Origin of the sequence: Paraburkholderia sp. LEh10 (assembly GCF_017814945.1) — a bacterium.
Taxonomy (GTDB): Bacteria; Pseudomonadota; Gammaproteobacteria; order Burkholderiales; family Burkholderiaceae; genus Paraburkholderia.
Map to the genome: position 1 here is coordinate 1 of NZ_JAGIPX010000106.1, position 18,819 is coordinate 18,819.

The following is an 18,819-nucleotide window of genomic DNA, read 5'->3' on the forward strand; positions in this document are numbered from 1 at the left end:
GTTTCTACGACCGGAGACCTTTGCTATCGGGGGCTGGATTCGACACTGCACATAAAAACTTTCGGCCGGTAATAGATCGAGGTGGTCGCGATTGACGCGTGGCGCAGATTATCGCGCACGGTTGTCAGGTCAGCGCCGCGGCGAAGAGCGTGTGTTGCGTGGGTGTGGCGCATCCAGTGAGGGCTGGCACGCCGCAGCTTTTCGGCGACGACAGGATGGTCGGCGCGAATCACATCGGTGGCCTGTCGGAAAAAGCGCCGCATCACGTGCCATAGGCGGGCGCCGGTGATGCCTGTGCCAGTCTCCCCTTCGAGGCTTGCGATCAGCGGCGTGTGGGGATTCCAGCGCGCCGGCGTGACGGGCAGACGCCGCTGCGCCAGATAACGGTCGAGCGCGGTGCGCGCCAGCGGCGGCAAGGCAACGTTGCCAGAGCGGCTACCCTTGCCGGTCACGTGCAGCCAGTGGCCCCGGCGTTCGTCGCTGCGAATGTCGCCGAGCGTGGCGTCGACGAGTTCGCCCGCGCGCAGTCCGGTTGCGTAGGCAAAATCGAGCAGAAAGCGCAGCCGTTGCGCCGCCGGCTCCGACCAGCCATACGGACCATTCGAGCCCGTCGGCAATCGTGCGCACCAGCAGCCATTCGCCTTCGGTGAAACCGCGCGACGTGTCGAGCGGCGTCACGCGCGTCCTCCCGCGCACCCTGATACCAGCAAAGGGGTTGGCGAGCACGTAGCGCTGCTCGATCAGCCAGCGGAACAGCGCGCCCACCACCGACAGCGCGTACGCGGCGGAACGCGCCGACAGGCCGCGCGGCGGCCAGTTCGGCCGGCGCGACCTGCCGGATCGAAAGTGTGTGCGCGTCGAGAGCGCGATCTGACTTCGTTGCATCGCGCATTCGCAAGGAATTCATCAAGGATAACTAATCCATCTCGATCAACGTAACGAACTCAGAAGTCCGCAAGACGATTCTGTCCGTTGATCTGCACGTAGCCCGGCCGCTCGCAAAAGACGATCACCAGGGGATCAGCTTCAAGCAACACTCACTGTTCAAGCAAGGCGCGGCGATAGAACGTCATCCGGCGCCCGAGCTTGGGACTGAATGCTTCGAACCGATGCGCGCCTCGCGGACGGGCAAGCGCGACCGGCTCTGCGATGTGCAGAGAATTTTCCATAAGATCAACGACTTACGGACGGGGATTCGAAGTGTAGGAGGCGAAGTGGCAAATTTAATACGGACATACGCGAATTGACGCTTTGATTGCGATCCAAAGGGATATAAAAGTGTCAACGCGCTCTCGCTTTGCCGCACCATTGCTGCATCCGGGTGTTGACAGAATTAATACGGTCTTCTATGGGGCGTTGAAAGTCAAGCATCGTCGCAGGACACGCGATAACGCCGCATATCAGCAGCGCGAGAAAACGGGCGCCGAAACGCGCCCAAACTCAGCCCATCATGACGTGCTCCTTCAATTCAACGCTACTTGCGAGAAAGCATAGCGAGTGCGGCACATCATTGCGGCTAATTGTTCTTAAACGTTCTGCATCGTCGCCGTTGCCTGACTCAGGTACGCGTGAATCTGGCTGACGACGGCAGCGCCGTCGCCTACCGCGGACGCCACGCGCTTGGTCGATTCGGCGCGCGCATCACCCACCGCGAACATGCCACACAAGCTCGTCTGCAAGGGAAACGCATGGATCATCCCGCCCTGCCCTCCGCTTCGCAGCATCGCGCCCGTCACCACGAACCCACGGCTATCGAGTTCGACGCCGCTCGACGCGAGCCAGTCGGTCTTCGGGTCTGCACCGATGAAGAGAAACAGGTGCCGCGTCGCGACGACTTCATCCGCGGCGTCTCCCTCGCGCCGCACGCGTACGTGCGTGAGACCCGCCTCGTCGCCGTCCAGCGCGTGCAACGTGCAGCGCGTGCACACGCTAACGTTGGGCAAGGAGCCGATACGGTCGACCAGATACTTCGACATGCTTGCATGCAGGTCGGCGCCGCGAATCAGAACACGGATACTGCGAGCGAAATTGGCAAGAAACACGGTCGCCTGTCCGGCCGAATTGCCGCCGCCGATCAGCACGATGTCCTGGCCTCGCGCGAGCTTTGCCTCGATGGGTGACGCCCAGTAGTAAATACCGCGTCCATCGAAGCGCTCGAACCCATTCACGTACGGCTTGCGGTAAGTCGCCCCGCTCGCCACCACCACGGTGCGGGCATTGATCTGCTGGCCGTCGAACAGCTTCAGCATGAACTGAGCGCCCTCACATTCCACGCCGATGACCTTGCCCGGAATCGCCAGATGCGCGCCAAACTTCAGCGCCTGCTGGAACGCCCGCGCGGCCAGCGCCTGGCCGGAAATGCCCGTCGGAAAGCCGAGATAGTTTTCGATTCGGGAACTCGCCCCCGCCTGCCCTCCCGGCGCGCGCTGGTCGAATACGGCAACGGAAAGACCCTCTGTTGCCGCATACACAGCCGCCGCCAGACCTGCTGGTCCCGCGCCAACGATGGCGACGTCGTAGACGTGAGTGCGCTCGAAGGTGGGGACGAGCCCGAGACAAGACGCGAGTTGGGCCTCATCCGGCGCACGCAGAACCGAACCGTTCGGACAGAAGACAACCGGAAAGTCGGCGGCACCCGTTGTGATATCCCCGAGCAGCGTGGCGGCCTCGGCATCGTGCCGCGCATCGATCACGGTAGCCGGATAGGCATTGCGGCGAAGGAAGCCTTGCAGTCTGACGAGTTGAGGATCGCCACCGTTGCCGACGATGATCGGACCGAGCCCCTGCTCGATAAGTCCAAGCCGTCTCAGAATCAGCGCGCGCATGATGTGTTCGCCTAACTGCGCATCCGCGACGATTAGCGCTCGCAGTTTCTCCGGTTCCAGCACCAGCGTCTGGCAATCGGTCAGGCATAGCCCGTCGATCAGCGCGGGTTTGCCAGACAGTTGCGCCATTTCCGCCATGAAGTGACCGTCGTCGTGCTCTGTGACGAGCGTCTTGCGGCCGAAGCTGTCGCGCGAAAAGATGCGCACGCGACCGCGCAAGAGCACGAACAGGCCAAGCGCGACACGGCCCGTCTTAAAGATGTAGTCGCCGTCGCTAAATGACATCGGCGTCGCGAACCGACGCAGGCTCTCGATATCCGCGGCAGACAGGCGCGGAAACATTTGATGCTGGCGGTACTCCAGTGACGAATACGGACTTTCAAGGTCCGATGGCGTACCAAGCTGAACGGGGAGTTCGGGAATATGCATCGATCAACCTTTTCGGAAATACGTCATACCGCGCTTTTGCCAACGGTTACTTTTGAGCGTAGCAACGCACGACGCAAGATACTATGTGCTGCCGTTAAATGTCCTGAAGCGCAGAGTAAACAGGCGGATCGCACACACGATCTGCGAAGGTCGAAGGATTGGCTTCTGCAAGAGCATCTTCCAGCCGCGCCGCACAGGCGCGATGCACTCCCGCGCTCATATACGCTCGCCGCAATCCTGAATTGTTCTGAAGCGTCGTTATCGGCGGCTGTCACATTGCCTCTGTTTGGACGATCCGAGGCCCCCGCATCGCGCGAAGTCGTGCAAGCTTACGCCGGTTCGCGATAGGGCAAAGCCCGTGCGCTGGCTCGAACTTGCCGCCAACACATCTGGCATGCCTGCCAGGTGGGGAAGAAAGGTGATGCGACGCCCCCATCTACGGATGCGCGCAGACGAGGATCGCGACGCTCAGTGTTACGGCCGACAGCAGGCCCGAGGCAACCAGCGTCGAGCCCGCTGACACGTCTTTTACGCCGTACGGCAAACCGAACAAAATGCCGAAAGAGCCACTCGGAATCGCCGCGAGCAATACTGCCTGCCCCGCCACGGTTGCTGGTAACGCGAGCAGGCTGACGAGTGCAAATGCAAGCAGCGGCTGGACGATATTGCTCAAAAGCACGCCAAACAAGGCCTGCGCGTCGAGCCTCAACGGCTGGGCTGCGAGGACGAGCCCCGTCGAAAACAACGCAAGCCCCGCTGTCGTTCTGCCGATGATGTTCAGCGACTACGTCAGCAGCGTCGGCAGGCTCCAGCCCGCGAGCGATACGGCAAAACCTGGCAGCGGTGCGAGCACGACCGGCTTCACGAACGTATTGCATAGGATTGCATAGCGCCGCCAAAACCAGACCATCGCGGCCACGCACCGCTTGCGCGCCAGCAACGCCGGTTGACGATTGCGCGCGCTCCAGCAACACGAGCGCCGCAGGCGACATCACGACAGCCGCGGTCGTCACCGCAATCGCCACGCTCAGGTCGCTATCGGGACCGTAGACCGCACGCAGCGGCGGCAAGCCGACCGATGCGAGATTCGGCATGCCGATCGTAACGGCCCGTACCGTGTGCGTGAGGTCAGTCCTGAATACGAACCGCGATACCGGCAGCGAGGCGAAATAGGGCAACAGCATCACCGCGATCAGCACGACGATCAACGCCAGATGATCTGCGAGGCTCGCGCGCTGCATCTTCGCGGTGTAGAGAAAAAGCGCAAACGGCAGCGCGTAGTCGACCACGTCCCGGTAGCGGCTGTGGAGTGCAGCGTATATCTATCGGTTGGAAATCAGTCTGCTGAGCGCTTGCCGCCCAATTAAGTCGGGGGACGGGATAAAGATTCTTGATTGAGTTGCAGGTAATCATTGCGATCCCTGCGCAAATCGTCGAGAAAGCGCGCTCGGGTTACACCTGTTGTGCCGCCGTCTGCGCGAGCGTCTCGACGCGCGTCATCGCGTCTTTTAGCGAGAGCGAGAGCGTCGTCCGCAGATGGTCGAGCAGCGTCCGCACTTTGGCTTCGAGGTAGCGCCGCGACGGATACACCGCATACACGATGAAGGGGCGCAGCCGGTATTGCTGCAGCACACGCACGAGCACGCCGGCAGCCAGGTCGTCCGCCACGGAGTACGTGGGGAGCGTGCCGATGCCCGCCCCGCCAGCAAGGGCGCGCGCATCACGTCGGGTACATTGATCTGGAGCGGCGATTTTCGGATCGTCAGCAGATGCGTTTCCTGTTCACTTTCCAGAAGCCACAAGCCACTCGTCGGGCGGCGCGACGGGCGATTCCAGTTCGAGGAGCGTGTGGGAAGCGAGATCGTCGCACGTGCGCGGCATGGCGTTGCTCTCCAGATAGCCCGGCGACGCGATCATCACCGAATACGCTGTGCTGAGCGGTTGCGCAACGTAGACCGAATCGGGAAGCTGCGTTGCGGAAATGAGCGAAAGGTCATAGCCGTCCTCCACGAGATTCGGCATGCTTTGCTCGACCTTCAGTTCGACGTGAACTTCCGAATGAGCCGCCTGATAGCTCACCAGTGCAGCCGCCACCAGGTTTTGCGCGAGACCGGGCGCGCAGTGCAGACGCACGCGGTCGGCCGCCAGGACGCTCGCGTTTCGTGCTTCATCGGTGGCGGCATCGAGATCCGCGAGGATCGCCTTCGCACGTTCATAGAAGCGCCCGCCGGACTCCGTCAGCGACAAATGGCGCGTCGTCCGATGCAACACCACTGTCTGCAACTGCTCTTCGAGCGTCGTCACGGCATGCGAGACTTGCGCGGCGGTAACATCGTTTTCCTTCGCTACAGCCGTGAAGGAACCCGTCTCGACTACCCGGACGAAAATGCGCATGCCATTGACGATATCTGCCATTTCGTGCCGTTCCCTGCCTGATTCGCCTTATTGCGCCGATTGCCTCGCTTTGCACGCAAAGCTTGCCCCCTGCCCTTCGGCACTTGCGCGTCGACCGCACCCGATCACTACCATCGCCGACGGGCAGTATGCCATTGCGTGACCGCATCGGCATCGCAGAGTCCAGAGTGGGTCCGCAAGGCGAATGCCGTCCCCGCCCGCCCCGCAGCAATTCGATATCGGCAGCAACATGCTTGCCCCACACACCTTATGCGGGTCGTGCCTTCATCGTGCCTTCGATTACTTACGAATCGCGAAACTGATCAACAGCCCCGGACTTTCGTCTTTCAGTGACAGCGTACCGCGATGCAAGGTCGCAACCGCCTTCACCAGTGACAGCCCTAATCCCACGCCTGGCGTGCCACGGCTGGCGTCTCCACGGTAAAACCTGTCCGTCACTTTCGACTTCTCCGCGTCGGAAATTCCAGGCCCATCGTCGGCCACGGCCACGTGAACCGCGTCTTCACGATCGGTTAACGTTATCTGTACACGTGTCCGCGCGAACTTCAATGCGTTGTCAATCACATTTCCGATGGCTTGTGCGATCAGCAACGGGTCAGCCATCACGGGCAAATTGCTCGGGCCGTTTATCGACAACACGATGCCCCGCAATTCGGCCAGAGGTTGGTAGAAGTCAACCACTTCGGAGACAATTTCCGCTACGTCGCTCGTCGTAAAACCGGACCGGCGCACGCCGGCATCGATTTCAGCGAGCCGCAAAAGCGCGTTGAATATCCTGATCACGCGATCGATATCAGAAAGCGCTCCCTCAAGCCTTTCCAAAGCGTCGACGTCCACCTTCTCTTTAAGGGAGTGAATCAGCGCCTCCATCCGCGAACGGAGTTCCGTCAGCGGAGTTCGCAGATCGTGTGCGATGGCATTTGATGTGTTGCGCACACTGTTGATCATCTCGACCAGTGCGTTCTGCGCTGCTTCCCGGCTTCTCACTTCTTCCTGCAGACGGGCATTCTGCGCTTGCAGAACTTTTTGCAGCCGCCGCAGCTTCAGATGAGTTTGAACACGGGCCAGTAACTCCTCCATTTGCAGAGGCTTCGTAATGTAATCGACGGCCCCGAGCCGAAACCCGCCTGTCTTGTCCTCTGTCCGCGACAACGACGTCATGAAAATCACCGGGATCTCGCGAGTCACGGGATTAGCTTTCAGACGACGGCATGTCTCGAACCCGTCCATCCCTGGCATCATCACGTCCAGCAATATGATGTCGGGCCGCACCAGCTCTGCCCGCCGCAACGCCTCTGCACCGTCGCGCGCGACGGATACCATCAGGTCTTTCCCTTCGAGAAAGTCCACCACCGGCCCGAGGTTCGATGCAGTATCGTCGACAACGAGGACGACTGGCTGGCCATTATTCAAATGTTCCGACATGCCGGCTAGCTTCCTTTCAAATGTTCCTCGATGAAGGACAACAGCATCTGTGATTCATAGTTCTCTGCGAGCCGACGCACCTTCGACACGAACAAGCAATAACGCGCATCAATTTCCTGGAGGGATTCCACGTGTCGAATGACATCGCTCATGGACCCGCGTAACGCCAGCCGATGCAGCGTCTCCATATTGTGCTGTGCCGGCACCAAAAGCGTCGTAGTCGTGTCTAACGCACCGGACGACGAGGGTCGCATGACTGACCCGCTTGCCGCGTCGCATGAACCCGCGATTGCGAAAGGCACCGCGAGATCGAACCAGAACCGACTGCCCTGTCCGTCATAACTCTCTACAAATATCTCACTGCCCATCAACCGCACCAACTGCTGGCTAATAGCCAGCCCCAGACCCGCGCCGGCGCTGCGTCGTTCGAGATCGCCGGCCTGTTCAAACGGCTGGAAGATCCTGCCCAGCTGGCAAGGGCGGATTCCTACTCCCGTGTCTCGAACCTCGAAGCGCAGCACGCCCGGACCAATCTGGCTGACCGCAAACCTGACTTCGCCCTCGTCGGTAAACTTCACGGCATTCGAGAGCAGGTTGAGCAGCACCTGACGCAGACGCTTGTCATCGACACGTATCGCCGTTGGCAGGCAGGGCGCGATCACGCAGGTTTGCGCCAGCCCTTTTTCCCTTGCCCGCACGCCGACAATCTCCGTGATCAGTTCGAGAAACGGCGCGAGCAGGATGTCCTCCGACTGCAATTCGATCCTGCCCGTACCCATCCGCGCAAAGTCGAGCAAATCGTTTATCAGTGTCAGGAGGTGATTGCCGCTTTGTTCGATAACTGCAATATTCGCTTTTTGCCGGACGTCGAGCGTGTCATCGCGGTGAAGGATTTGCGCATAGCCAAGAATCCCATTAAGCGGCGTTCTCAGTTCGTGGCTGATATTGGCAAGAAACTGATCCTTCGCCTTATTGGCGGATTCTGCATCGTCTTTCGCGATGCGTACTGCTTCCTCAAGCGCCCTTCTCTCGGATATATCCTGCAAGATTGCGATTGAATGAATGATCCGATCGCTCGAATCCCGTTGAACCGATACGCAAACGCTGATCCAGACCTGGGACCCGTCACTCCGCACAAGCGGCTTTTCTTCCGTGTAGTGCGAAATCTGTCCTTCTTTCAACAAATGAAAACGGGCAAGGCTCGCAGAAGCGTAGTCGGCGTCCGTGATATCTCTGAAGGCCATATTGAGCAGTTGCTCTCTCGTATAGCCTGCAATATCACAGTAGCGCTGATTGACGCGCAGGAAGCGCCCGTTGGAATCACAATGCGCGATACCGACAGCAGCGTTTTCGAAGGTTCCGCGAAACCGTTCTTCACTGGCCCGAAGCGCCTGTTCCGCTATCTTGAGCTCCGTAATGTCGACGAGCGTACCGCTCAGGCAGACAGGCACGCCGATCGGGTTCCTACGCATCGTACCGCGTGCAAGGACCCAGCGATGCGAACCATCCCGGTGCAGCAACCTGTGCTCGATCTCTAACACGCCCAATGCATCTGCGAAGCCGCGTTCAAACGCGCCTCTGACGTACATGCGGTCGTCAAGGTGAACCAGATCGATGAATGATTCAAAGCTCGACGAACCAGCACGCTCGGGATAGCCAAGCCATTGCCATACATTCCATAATCGCAGCGACTCGTACCTGTTTTCTGCTTTGGCAGCATCCAATTCCCATACACCGACATTCGATCCACACATCGCAATGCCCAGGCGCTCATTGGTTTCGCGCAAGATTTCCGCTTCCTCTGCGCGACGCCTCTCGCTTATATCGCGGATAACTAGCACCATGCCGACGACCTTACCGCCGTCGCCGACAATAGGCGAACCTTTATTTTCGACGGGCACTTCGCGACCGTCGCGGCCAACAAGCACGGTCCGACCCGGCATGCGGGACGGCAAGCCAGCAAGCCAGCCATCCGCTCCCACGTTCTCGACGGGCACGCGCGTATCCTCATCGATCAATTGCAGAACTTTCCCGAGCGGCTGACCGATGGCATCGCAGCGCGCCGATGCTGTCAGAGCCTCTGCTACGGGATTGATGAACGTAATGCGTGAATCGCAGTCCGTCGCGATCACCCCATCACCGATACTCGAAAGCGTCACGGCATAACGTTGCTCGCTTTCTCTCAAGCGCCGTTCGGCGGCGTGCTTATAAAGCGCCATCTCCACGACGGTGCGCAATTGCTGATCGTCAAAAGGCTTGAGCAGGTACCCGAAAGGCTCTGTGACGGTGGCACGCCGGACGGTCTCCTCGTCGGCATAGGCGGTGAGAAAAACAATTGGCAGATGATGTGCCTCGCGCAGATGCCGAGCCGCATCGATGCCGTCAAGCTCGCCCTCGAGTCTGATATCCATCAAGACGAGATCGGGTTGCGCATCCGTTGCGAGGACGATAGCCTCTTCGCCGCTTGCAGTACTACCTACGACCGTGTGACCGCATTGGACCATTTGTTGGGCGATGTCACGTGCGACCACCCGATCGTCTTCCACAATGAGAATGCGCGCTGGTGCCATGGCAAGGCCTGCGTGATACCTAGAGTTGAAAGTGAATGTTGAAGTTAGTGCCAGCACTCCTATCCAGCTGAATCGACGCATGCAACTGGTGCGCGAGGTCGGAGACGAGTTGCAGGCCCAGAGAGTCTGCGTGTTTGAACGAAAAATCGGTAGACAATCCTACACCATCGTCGGAAACGCTTAGCCTGCACGCTCGATCATCTCGGAGCGCCAGTTCGACTCGCAGTCGGCCGCGGCGTCCGTCCGGAAACGCATGTTTAAGAGCGTTCGAAACCAGCTCATTGATGATCAGCCCACAAGACACCGCCCGGTTCATGTCGAGTTGCACATCGTCGACGACGACGTCCAACGTAATGTTCAGCTTGCTCAATTCGTAAACGCGCGCGAGATGTCCACACAGATTTCGGACGTGGCCGGCCATGTCGATGCGAGCAAAGTTACCCGCCCGATAGAGATTTTCGTGGACCATCGCCATTGACCGCACACGGTTGCGGCTGTCCGTAAACAGTTCCGCCATCGACCTGTCGGCGACCCGTGCCGCCTGCAGACTCAGCAGGCTGCTAATCAGCTGAAGATTGTTTTTCACGCGATGATGCACCTCATGCAACAATGCGTCTTTTTCTTCGAGCAGTGCTTCGACTTCTTCGAGAGAGGCATTTTCGATCGATATGGCGGCTTGCGAAGCGAGCAGTTTCAGCACCGCCGTTCGTGAAGGCGTAAAGACCCCGGGCGCAAGCTCGTTCTCAAGATACAACGCACCTATCACACGCGTTTGCTTGACCAGCGGGAGACACAAGACTGACCGCGAATCTCTGCCAACGAAGTACTCATCCACTGAAAATGGATTGGCGGACGACGCATCGTCAATAAGTAGAAGCTCGCGAGTGCGAAAGCTGTGATGCAGCATCGACAGCGGCAACATTTGCGACGAAGCAACCCTCCGACCCACTTTCACCTGACTGCCTTCGCGGATTGCAGCGGCTTCGGCCTCGACGCAGACACGTTCGCCGTCCGGCAATATCAGCAATGCCCGCCGGGCACCCGCATGTTCGAGCACGATCGACATCAGCGTATGCATAAGTCGCTCGAGGACTCTCTCGCCCGAAATCGCTTGCGAAGCCTTGACGACCGTTTCCATCTGCAATCGATCTCCGACCGCTTCGTTTGGCATCACTGCCGCACTACCCGCCGCGAGCTCGGGATAGCAGGCGTCGAGTGATCTGATCTTCGCCGCGGCGCCCCAGTTCGTGTAGGCGAGGCGTGCGTTGCGCAAGTAAACGAACCCAATGGCGGCAAACCCGCGGTCCATGTAAAACCGCCCCGCGACTTCGTTCGCAAGACCTTCGATGTGCGGTAGCCGGTTCTCGCGCGCGTGCCGGATCGCACGTTCATATTCGCGCATGGCATCGAATTCGCGCCCTTGCGTGCGAGCGATTTCCGCATCGACCAACGCGACTCGAGAAGCAAAGTTGGCCGGGCAATGCTGGCTCCAGATCCGCAGTTTATCCACGTGTTCCGCCAGGAATGCCACATTGGCGGCTCGTTCGTCGCCGGTCACTTCGTCGTGCCGCAATCGCGTCAGTGCTGCAAAGAAATGATATTCCGCCAGCTCGAAATGGCCCGCAGATGTCCACAGCAAAGGTGACGCTTTTCCCGCAGCCGTCAGCGCGCCGGCTATGTCACCGGCCAGGTATTGGCCCTGGAGCTGACGGATCCAGTACCAGCATTCCGCTATAGCCAACGCGGGATTGCTCTCCAGATGCTGCTCGAAAGTGGCTCTGTCTGCATATTCCTCTCCAGACGATCCAAGCCAGGGTGCCAGCCCTCGCAGGCCTCGTATCACTTCGAGTTGCGCCGTGATGATGTCGACGATGAGCCCGAACCCCGCTTCGCGAACGATACGCAGACGCTCAACCGCTTCTTCTTCAGTCTGATCGAGCGGATGGCCGGATGCCAACAGGCTCGTGACGAGGCAGCAGCTGCTAAAACCGATGTATGTGAGGTCGCCTCTTTCCTTCGCTACCGCGAACGAGCGTCGCAACAGCGGGATACCGGCATGCATCGGTTGTGTCCACGGCATCACATGATAAGCAACGCACATGTACACGCGTGCCTTGAACCGCTCAAGTCCCTTGTCGTCTACCAGCGCCAGTCCGAGGCTGCCGAATTCGAATCCGGCCTGATAGTCGCCAAACAGCGGGCCTGCAACCATCCCCAGATACGCAAAACCCAGCGAAGAGGCATCCGAGTTTCCATGCGCGACACTCAAATTGGCGATTCTGCACAACACGAGGCATACCAGATTTTCGTCGCTGAAAAAAGCGGGCGGCAGGACAGCTATCAGTACATTAAGGGTCGCCTCTAACGCTTCATCGTCGAGAAACGGAAGATCGATCAGGGACTTGACAGGTCTTTGTCCAATCCGTTCAAGAAGCCGCTGATATTCCGCTTCCGCCTGCTCGCGCCCAGGATGCGCTACCCAGTCGATGCCTATGTGACGCAGGTACTCGAGGCAGATGTCCACCGCAACCTGCACCTCGTCCAGCGCAGTATGCAGGGTCACGCGGAGGAACGTGACGGAAGCGCGATCCGGCAGGCTATTCACGTGCACGGCGATGTCACGTAGCCGGTCATCAGCCGCCCTGGAGTTCCCAGTCAGGAATTCGCATTCAGCGCGAAGCAGTTCCAACGCGAACTTCTCGCCGTAGTGCGTATGCCATGCGTTGTCGCCGAGCAGACTACTGCCGACTGCCGCATACGCTAGGGCGGAACCATAAGCGGATGACGCCCTCGCGCAACGGCCGGCGCGGAGATCAAGTTTCGCCACACGCTCGCGCTCTCGTGCATCTTCGAGCACGGCGATTGCGCGGTTGTACTGGTTGACGAGTTCGAAGATATTTCCTTCGACATCGGGATCGTCGTCATCGCCATCCAGCCTTCGCCCGATATGCAGATGCAAGTGAGCACGTTCATCGTTAGTGACAAGCGCGTAGGCCGCTTCCTGAATCCTGTCGTGAGCGAACGCGTAGCCGTCCGTCCGACGATAGACAAGCCCCTGTTCGACGGCGTCTGCAAGGGCAGCATGGACAGCTTCCTGCGGCTGGTCACTCACGCGTGCAAGCACCGCTGCCGAGGCATTCGCCCCCAGGCAGGCGAATTTGGCGAGCGCCTTGCGCGTTGAATCGGAAAGACGTCCGATTTTGCCGACCATCAAGTCGACTACGCTGTCGGGAAAACCGCGTTTCTCAATCTGCTCGACATTCCAGACCCATTCGCGGCGCTGATGATCGAAGGCGATATAACACTCGTCGGCAAGAACGCGAAGGAACTGAACGACGAAAAACGGATTCCCACCCGTCTTCTCGAACACGAACTGAGCAAGCTGCCTGCTGTGCACTGTGTCGGCGTGCAATGCGTCGCGAACGAGACGGGCGACTTCTGTCAAAGACAGCGGTGCAAGCACGATTTCATGAACACCGACATGACTCGCGCGGATCTTCTCGATCACTTGCGTCATAGGGTGCGCTGGGCCGACTTCGTTGTCGCGAAAGGCGCCGATAAGCATCACGTACCGGATGTCGGACGTTTTCGCGAGGCTCTCCAGTACCGATATCGTGCCTGCATCCAGCCATTGCAGATCGTCCAGAAACAGCACGAGTGGTTGGCCGGGGCTGGCGAACGCCCCTACGAACCGGCTCAACACCCCGACAAACCTTGTCTGTGCTTCCTGAGGCGGCAGTTCAGGAACTGGGGGCTGCTGGCCGACGATGCGCGCGAGTTCCGGAATCAGATTCAGCACCAGTTGTCCGTGCACACCCAATGCCTCGCGTATCCGGATTCTCCATCCTTCCAGGTCGGCGGGGCTTGCGGACAATATCTGCCGAACGAGCGTCTCCAGACACTGTGCGATCGTTGTGTACGGAATGTCGCGCTTGTACTGGTCGAATTTTCCCGATGCAAAGCGACCGCCCGAGCGATGCATCGTCCAGTGCAATTCTTCGACTAGCGTAGATTTGCCGATTCCCGCGTACCCGGACACAAGGACAAATTCCGTAGAGCCGGTTTTGGCAACCCGTTCGAACGCGGAAATCAGCGTTTGAACTTCTCTTTCGCGTCCGTATAAGCGTTCAGGGATCAGCAAACGGTCAGGCGCATCTGCCGCGCCCAGCGGAAACGGTGCAATTCGCCCATCCTGCCGCCACCTGTCTGCACACAACCGCAGATCATGCTCCAAACCTCGCGCCGTCTGATATCGATCCTCGGTAGCTTTCGACAGCAGTCGATTGATAATAGCGGCTACCGGCTCGGGAACATCGAGATGGTATTCGTCGAGGGAAATCGGCTCTTTCGCGATATGGCAATGGAGCCATTCCCTCGCCGAACGTGCCAGATACGGGAATTCACCCGTCAGCATTCTGTAGAGCAGGATTCCAAGCGAGTACAGGTCCGAGCGGCAATCGGCTCGCCGGTTCACGAGTCCCGTTCTCTCTGGTGACATGTACGGCAATACATCCATCAACAACGCTGACGGAACGTTGTCGAGATCATCCGTCGAAGCAATCGAGGTCAATCCAAAACCTGTCATGGCGACCGCTTCCGTTTGCTCGTCAACCAGAACGTGTTCGGGCCGCACATCGTTGTGAACGAGGCCACGTGCGTGCAATGCATTGAGCGCCGCCGCGACGTTAGCTGCGATCGACAACACCTTGCCGAGCGGCAGCAAACGGGTCGCAATTGAAGACAGGACCACACCGCCCGGATCCTCAAGATACAGCGCCATTCTGCCGTCTTCTTTCGAAAGCGATTCAGGCCGGGCAAAGTGATGCCGGTCAAGCAGCGTTCTCAGTCCGTATGAATGTTCGAGCAACGCCTCGGCATCCGCCGCCGCCTGGTCCCCCGAGACCTTTGTTGTCAGCCGGATCCTCGCTCCTCCACGCGTCGTCACACGCGACAGGATGAAACAGCCGTCATCCCATAACGTTTGGGTTGTGAATTTTTCGAAGTTCATCATGACGGCTGCGGCTTCCCATTGTCGGGATTCAGATGTCGGCGGTAAGCATGTATCCAGCGTTTCGCACAGTTCGCAAAAGAGACCTGTCAAAACCGGCGTCTATTTTTTGCCGCAGTTTGCTGACGTGCACATCGATCACGTTCGTTTGCGGGTCGAAATTGTATTCCCAGATATTTTCTAGCAGCATGGTGCGCGTCAAGACCTGTTCGGCATGTCTCATCATGTACTCGAGCAGCTTGAACTCCCGTGATTTCAGGACGATCGGCTTGCCAGCACGCGATGCCTTCCTGGAAAGGAGATCGAGGCAAAGATCACCCACCTGCAATGTCGTTTCAAGCATGCTGTCCTGCGAGCGGCGTGTTAGCACCTCTAGCCTCGCCAACACCTCGCCAAAGGCAAAAGGCTTGACGACGTAGTCGTCACCGCCCGCTTTCAGCCCGCGAATTCGCTCATCCACTTCGTCAAGGGCGCTCAGGATCAGGATCGGAATCTTGTTACCGGTCGCTCTCAACGCTGAGACGATGCTCAGTCCATCGATTCCACCTGGCAGCATCCGGTCCAGGATGATCGCATCGTACGACGCGCCCATTGCCAGAAACATTCCATCGCGACCATCGTATGCGGAGTCAACCACGTGGCCGGTTTCCATGAGCCCCTTTTTCAGGAAACCCGCCACCTGCCGGTTATCTTCTACTAACAGGATTTTCATATTTGGTCAATCGCGGGTTATGTACGGTCTGCCGGACATGGGCTCGGCATGGCCTGCGTGTGCAGTGGTCGTTTAGTGGCCGTTTGTCTCGTCACCGACATTCAAGCCTCGATTATCGCCTGTAAATGAGGATTCGCTTTTCATGCTTCGTTAAATATATTTAATGTTCGACTTGACTTCCACCTGGACGTCGAGAGCATTGGTAAAGTGATTCCCGATGCCATTAGGCATTAACAAAATTTAATTCGCCTGTAACGGGCTGAATATCCTGAGGCGCGCATATTGTGGGTTCCGGCTCTCAAAAGAGCTTCACATCCGGGCTTCACGTCCGCACGCCTGTCAGGCACGAGCATAGACGCAACTTGCCGTCCAGTACCCCGACCAACGTCAGACGAAACCGCCATGGACTCAACAACAATCGTCGCTTGCAGCCCTCCCGTCATTCAGATCGGTCAATGTGAGATCGATACCGCAAGGCGGATTTTGCGCCGAGGTAATGAAGTGCTGGAGATCGGATCGCGCGCATTCGATATCCTGGTCACCATCGCTTCGGCCAGCGGCCGAACCGTCACAAAAGACGAAATGATGGCGTCGGTCTGGCCAACCACGGTCGTAGAGGAAAATAACATTTATGTGCACCTATCCGCACTGCGCAAGGTGTTGGGGGCGGACGCAAAGCTGATCGTCACGGTGCCCGGACGCGGCTACCGTCTGGTGCTTCAGCCAGATTCGCAACGCACGGGCCAACCCGGGGGCAATGCGAATGTAGAGAACGATGACGATGCTTCCGCTGCCGACGGAGCCGTTGAGCCCGTACATCGGCCATTGCCCGCGCGCATCCCGAAGCTGATTGGCCGGCAAGACGTTCTGGACGGCGTGCAACGGGCGCTACGAACACACCGGACCGTCACGTTGACGGGGACAGGAGGCATTGGCAAGACGCGCCTTGCCATCGAGGTCGCACACCGCATGCGAGCGGAGTTCCCCGATGGGGTTGTATTCGTGCCATTGGCCGCCGCGTGCGACGCACAGTCGGCACTCGACGCCTTCGCATATGCGACAGGGAGCAGGCTGTCCGCGACGAGTGCAGGACTGGAACAGATTGCCGTGGATTGGCGAGATCGCGAGGCGCTGGTTGTACTCGACAATTGCGAACAGGTGCTCGACACCGTCGCCGCCGTGGCGGAGGCGCTTGCGGATGCAAGCTCCCGTACCCGCGTGCTCGCCACAAGCCGCGAGGCATTGCGTGTACGTGACGAACTCGTCTATCAGGTCCCGCCGCTTACTGTACCGGCATCGACCGATTCGGCAAGCGATGTGCTGCGCACACCCGCCGTGAGGTTCTTCCTGGCACGTGCGCAAGCGGACGGTGCACATTTGTCGTTCGACGAAACGAGCGTCCGTCTGACAGGCGAAGTCTGCCGCAGGCTCGACGGCATTCCGCTGGCACTGGAGCTGGCGGCGTCGCGCGCCGCCGTGCTGGGAATCGGCCTGCTCGCGGCAAACCTGGACGATCGTTTCAGGATACTGACGGGAGGCTGGCGCACGGCGTTGCCGCGTCATCAAACGCTCAAGGCGACGCTCGACTGGAGTTATGGCTTGCTCAGCAAGGACGAACGGAAGCTATTGCGCTGGCTAGGCATGTTTGTCAACGGCTTCACGCTCGACATGGCATGCGCGATGGCGGAACATGCCGGACTGACCCGCATGGCGGCGCTTGATGCCGTAACTGGTCTCGTCTCGCGATCATTGCTGGTCTCGGATCCCGAGGGGCCTACTTATCGATACCGTTTATTAGAAACAACGCGCGCTTACGCGCTACAGCAACTCGACGACAACGGCGAACGTTTCCGCGCCGCCGGTGCGCACGCAACGCTTTTCCTCCAGCTTGCCGAGGCCGACCATACGCGGTGGATAGAACGGCCCATCGTGGAATGGCTCAGACACTTCACGCGCGAACTCGGCAACGTGCGCGCTGCGCTCGAGTGGACGCTTTGTGGTCGCGGGGACCCTTCCGTTGGCATCGCACTAGCCGCCGTAACGGTCCCTTACCTTTACGACCTTTCGCTGGTAGACGAAGGTTACAGATGGGCGCGTGCCGCGCTGCGCCTGATTCCACGGGACCGGCAAGATGCTTTCCACGTGAGCCACGAGGCGCGTTTGCGGCTGGTGTCGGGGTTGGCAGCGGCGCTAATCTATACGGAAGGACCATTGTCCGAGACGCGCGAAGCATGGATGTCCGTTTTGAATGAATCGGCAGAGGCCGGACGGTCTGATTATGTTTCACGCGCGCATTGGGGCCTATGGAACTGGAGCCAATACGCAGGGCATGCGCGGGACGCATTGACCTTTGCCCAGCGCTTTGGCGATCTTGCGCGCAGCACTGGCAACGAGACAGACGTTGTACTTGCGGCGCGCATCGAAGGGGTTGCACATCACTATGCAGGTGACCAGTCGCGCGCGCGTCAATTGCTGGAACGAATGATCGAAGCATACGACAAGCCTTTGGATCGGTGGCGTGCCATAGGCCTTCGTATCGAGCACGGCATCCTTGCACGTGCAACGCTTGCACGCGTGCTGTGGTTGCAAGGCCATCGCGAGGACGCATACGCTCTCGCGGCGCGCAGCTTCGATGCGGCCGTGCGGTACGACTATGAAATGGTCACGTGCTACGTACTCGTCGAAGCGTTCGTGCCGATCGCGCTTCTCAACGGCGATCCTGCGGCGGCGAAACGCGGCATCGACGTGCTGAACGACTTGTCCTCGCGTTTTGGCTTTACGATCTGGCGCGCTTGCTGCTCGTGCTACGACGCCTGGGTCGCGACCCTCGTTGAGCCCGGCCGCAATGCGACCGAGCGACTGGCGGCCGCGACTGAGGAACTATGCTCGACTGGCTTCCTCGGCCAACTTCCCGTCTTGCGCTGCCAACTAGGCAAAGCGCTGATGCGCGAAGGGCGCAACGACGAAGCGCTGAATGCAATCGATATCGCGTTGTTACATTGCGACCAGAACGGCAATTACTGGCACTACAACGAACTTTGTCGGGTCAAGGGTGCAGTACTGCGCAGGCTCGCGCGTCGCAACGAAGCACAAAGCTGGTTCGCCACTGCGCTCGACTTTGCGAAGCGCAACAGCGCCAGTCGCCACGTGGCGCCTGCCCCGGCGAATGCGGCGCCTGCACCTGCACCGCAGCCGGTCAAGTCTGGACAGTATTGCTGTTAATAGCGACCAGGGCTGGCTTGCGCCGCACCAGGAAACAGGCCAGTTGAGAGCGACCAAACATCATCGGGCAGGGTCACCGCGCCATCGAACGCATCGTCAAGCCGCTACCACCCGTCGTTACCACCCGTATTTGAGCTCCACGCCGGCGTAATCGGCGTTGTGCCCGCCCGCTTGACGTATCGTGTTGCCTACCTGGAAATGCACGGCTTCCAT

Annotated in this window: 8 protein-coding genes and 3 pseudogenes; 1 reads left to right on the plus strand and 10 read right to left on the minus strand. The window is 59.2% G+C overall.

What is annotated here, in order from left to right:
• Positions 1 to 23: 23 nt before the first annotated feature.
• The 10 genes and pseudogenes from J8I87_RS40820 to J8I87_RS40860 all read right to left on the minus strand — a co-directional run.
• Positions 24 to 816 (minus strand): annotated as a pseudogene (locus J8I87_RS40820) (tyrosine-type recombinase/integrase); the annotation flags it as partial.
• 710 nt (positions 817 to 1,526) lie between these two features.
• Entirely contained in the window at positions 1,527 to 3,254 is a 1,728-nt protein-coding gene (locus J8I87_RS40825; RefSeq protein ID WP_209938152.1) for an FAD-dependent oxidoreductase, read from the minus strand.
• Positions 3,255 to 3,690: 436 nt separating this feature from the next.
• Positions 3,691 to 4,035: an AEC family transporter gene (locus J8I87_RS40830; RefSeq protein ID WP_280923151.1), complete on the minus strand. Its 345-nt coding sequence runs from the start codon at positions 4,033 to 4,035 to the stop codon at positions 3,691 to 3,693.
• A 3-nt stretch (positions 4,036 to 4,038) separates the two neighbouring features.
• Positions 4,039 to 4,164, minus strand: coding sequence for a hypothetical protein (locus J8I87_RS45855; RefSeq protein ID WP_280923150.1), 126 nt, complete (start codon positions 4,162 to 4,164; stop codon positions 4,039 to 4,041).
• 55 nt (positions 4,165 to 4,219) lie between these two features.
• Positions 4,220 to 4,543, minus strand: a pseudogene (locus tag J8I87_RS46535) (AEC family transporter); the annotation flags it as partial.
• A gap of 163 nt (positions 4,544 to 4,706) precedes the next feature.
• Positions 4,707 to 5,669, minus strand: a pseudogene (locus J8I87_RS40840) (LysR family transcriptional regulator).
• A gap of 279 nt (positions 5,670 to 5,948) precedes the next feature.
• The gene (locus J8I87_RS40845; RefSeq protein WP_209938154.1) at positions 5,949 to 7,094 is read right to left on the minus strand and encodes a hybrid sensor histidine kinase/response regulator; all 1,146 of its coding nucleotides are present in this window, start codon (positions 7,092 to 7,094) and stop codon (positions 5,949 to 5,951) included.
• Positions 7,095 to 7,099: 5 nt separating this feature from the next.
• Positions 7,100 to 9,664 carry a PAS domain S-box protein gene (locus J8I87_RS40850; protein WP_209938155.1) on the minus strand — a complete coding sequence of 855 codons (2,565 nt, stop codon included), beginning with the start codon at positions 9,662 to 9,664 and terminating at the stop codon, positions 7,100 to 7,102.
• A gap of 19 nt (positions 9,665 to 9,683) precedes the next feature.
• Positions 9,684 to 14,675, minus strand: coding sequence for an AAA family ATPase (locus J8I87_RS40855; RefSeq protein ID WP_245254546.1), 4,992 nt, complete (start codon positions 14,673 to 14,675; stop codon positions 9,684 to 9,686).
• Between the two features lie 28 nt (positions 14,676 to 14,703).
• On the minus strand, positions 14,704 to 15,384 hold the full coding sequence (locus J8I87_RS40860) for a response regulator transcription factor (protein WP_209938156.1): 681 nt from the start codon (positions 15,382 to 15,384) through the stop codon (positions 14,704 to 14,706).
• Between the two features lie 402 nt (positions 15,385 to 15,786).
• Between J8I87_RS40860 and J8I87_RS40865 the strand changes: the two genes are divergently transcribed.
• Entirely contained in the window at positions 15,787 to 18,606 is a 2,820-nt protein-coding gene (locus J8I87_RS40865) for a winged helix-turn-helix domain-containing protein (protein ID WP_209938158.1), read from the plus strand.
• The last annotated feature ends 213 nt before the right edge of the window (positions 18,607 to 18,819 follow it).

Bases quoted from the DNA above. Each gene is read 5' to 3' on its own strand.
- J8I87_RS40825 (WP_209938152.1), bottom strand. From the start codon at position 3,254: ATGCATATTCCCGAACTCCCCGTTCAGCTTGGTACGCCATCGGACCTT.
- J8I87_RS45855 (WP_280923150.1), bottom strand. From the start codon at position 4,164: ATGGTCTGGTTTTGGCGGCGCTATGCAATCCTATGCAATACGTTCGTG.
- J8I87_RS40850 (WP_209938155.1), bottom strand. From the start codon at position 9,664: ATGGCACCAGCGCGCATTCTCATTGTGGAAGACGATCGGGTGGTCGCA.
- J8I87_RS40865 (WP_209938158.1), top strand. From the start codon at position 15,787: ATGGACTCAACAACAATCGTCGCTTGCAGCCCTCCCGTCATTCAGATC.
- J8I87_RS40855 (WP_245254546.1), bottom strand. From the start codon at position 14,675: ATGATGAACTTCGAAAAATTCACAACCCAAACGTTATGGGATGACGGC.
- J8I87_RS40860 (WP_209938156.1), bottom strand. From the start codon at position 15,384: ATGAAAATCCTGTTAGTAGAAGATAACCGGCAGGTGGCGGGTTTCCTG.
- J8I87_RS40845 (WP_209938154.1), bottom strand. From the start codon at position 7,094: ATGTCGGAACATTTGAATAATGGCCAGCCAGTCGTCCTCGTTGTCGAC.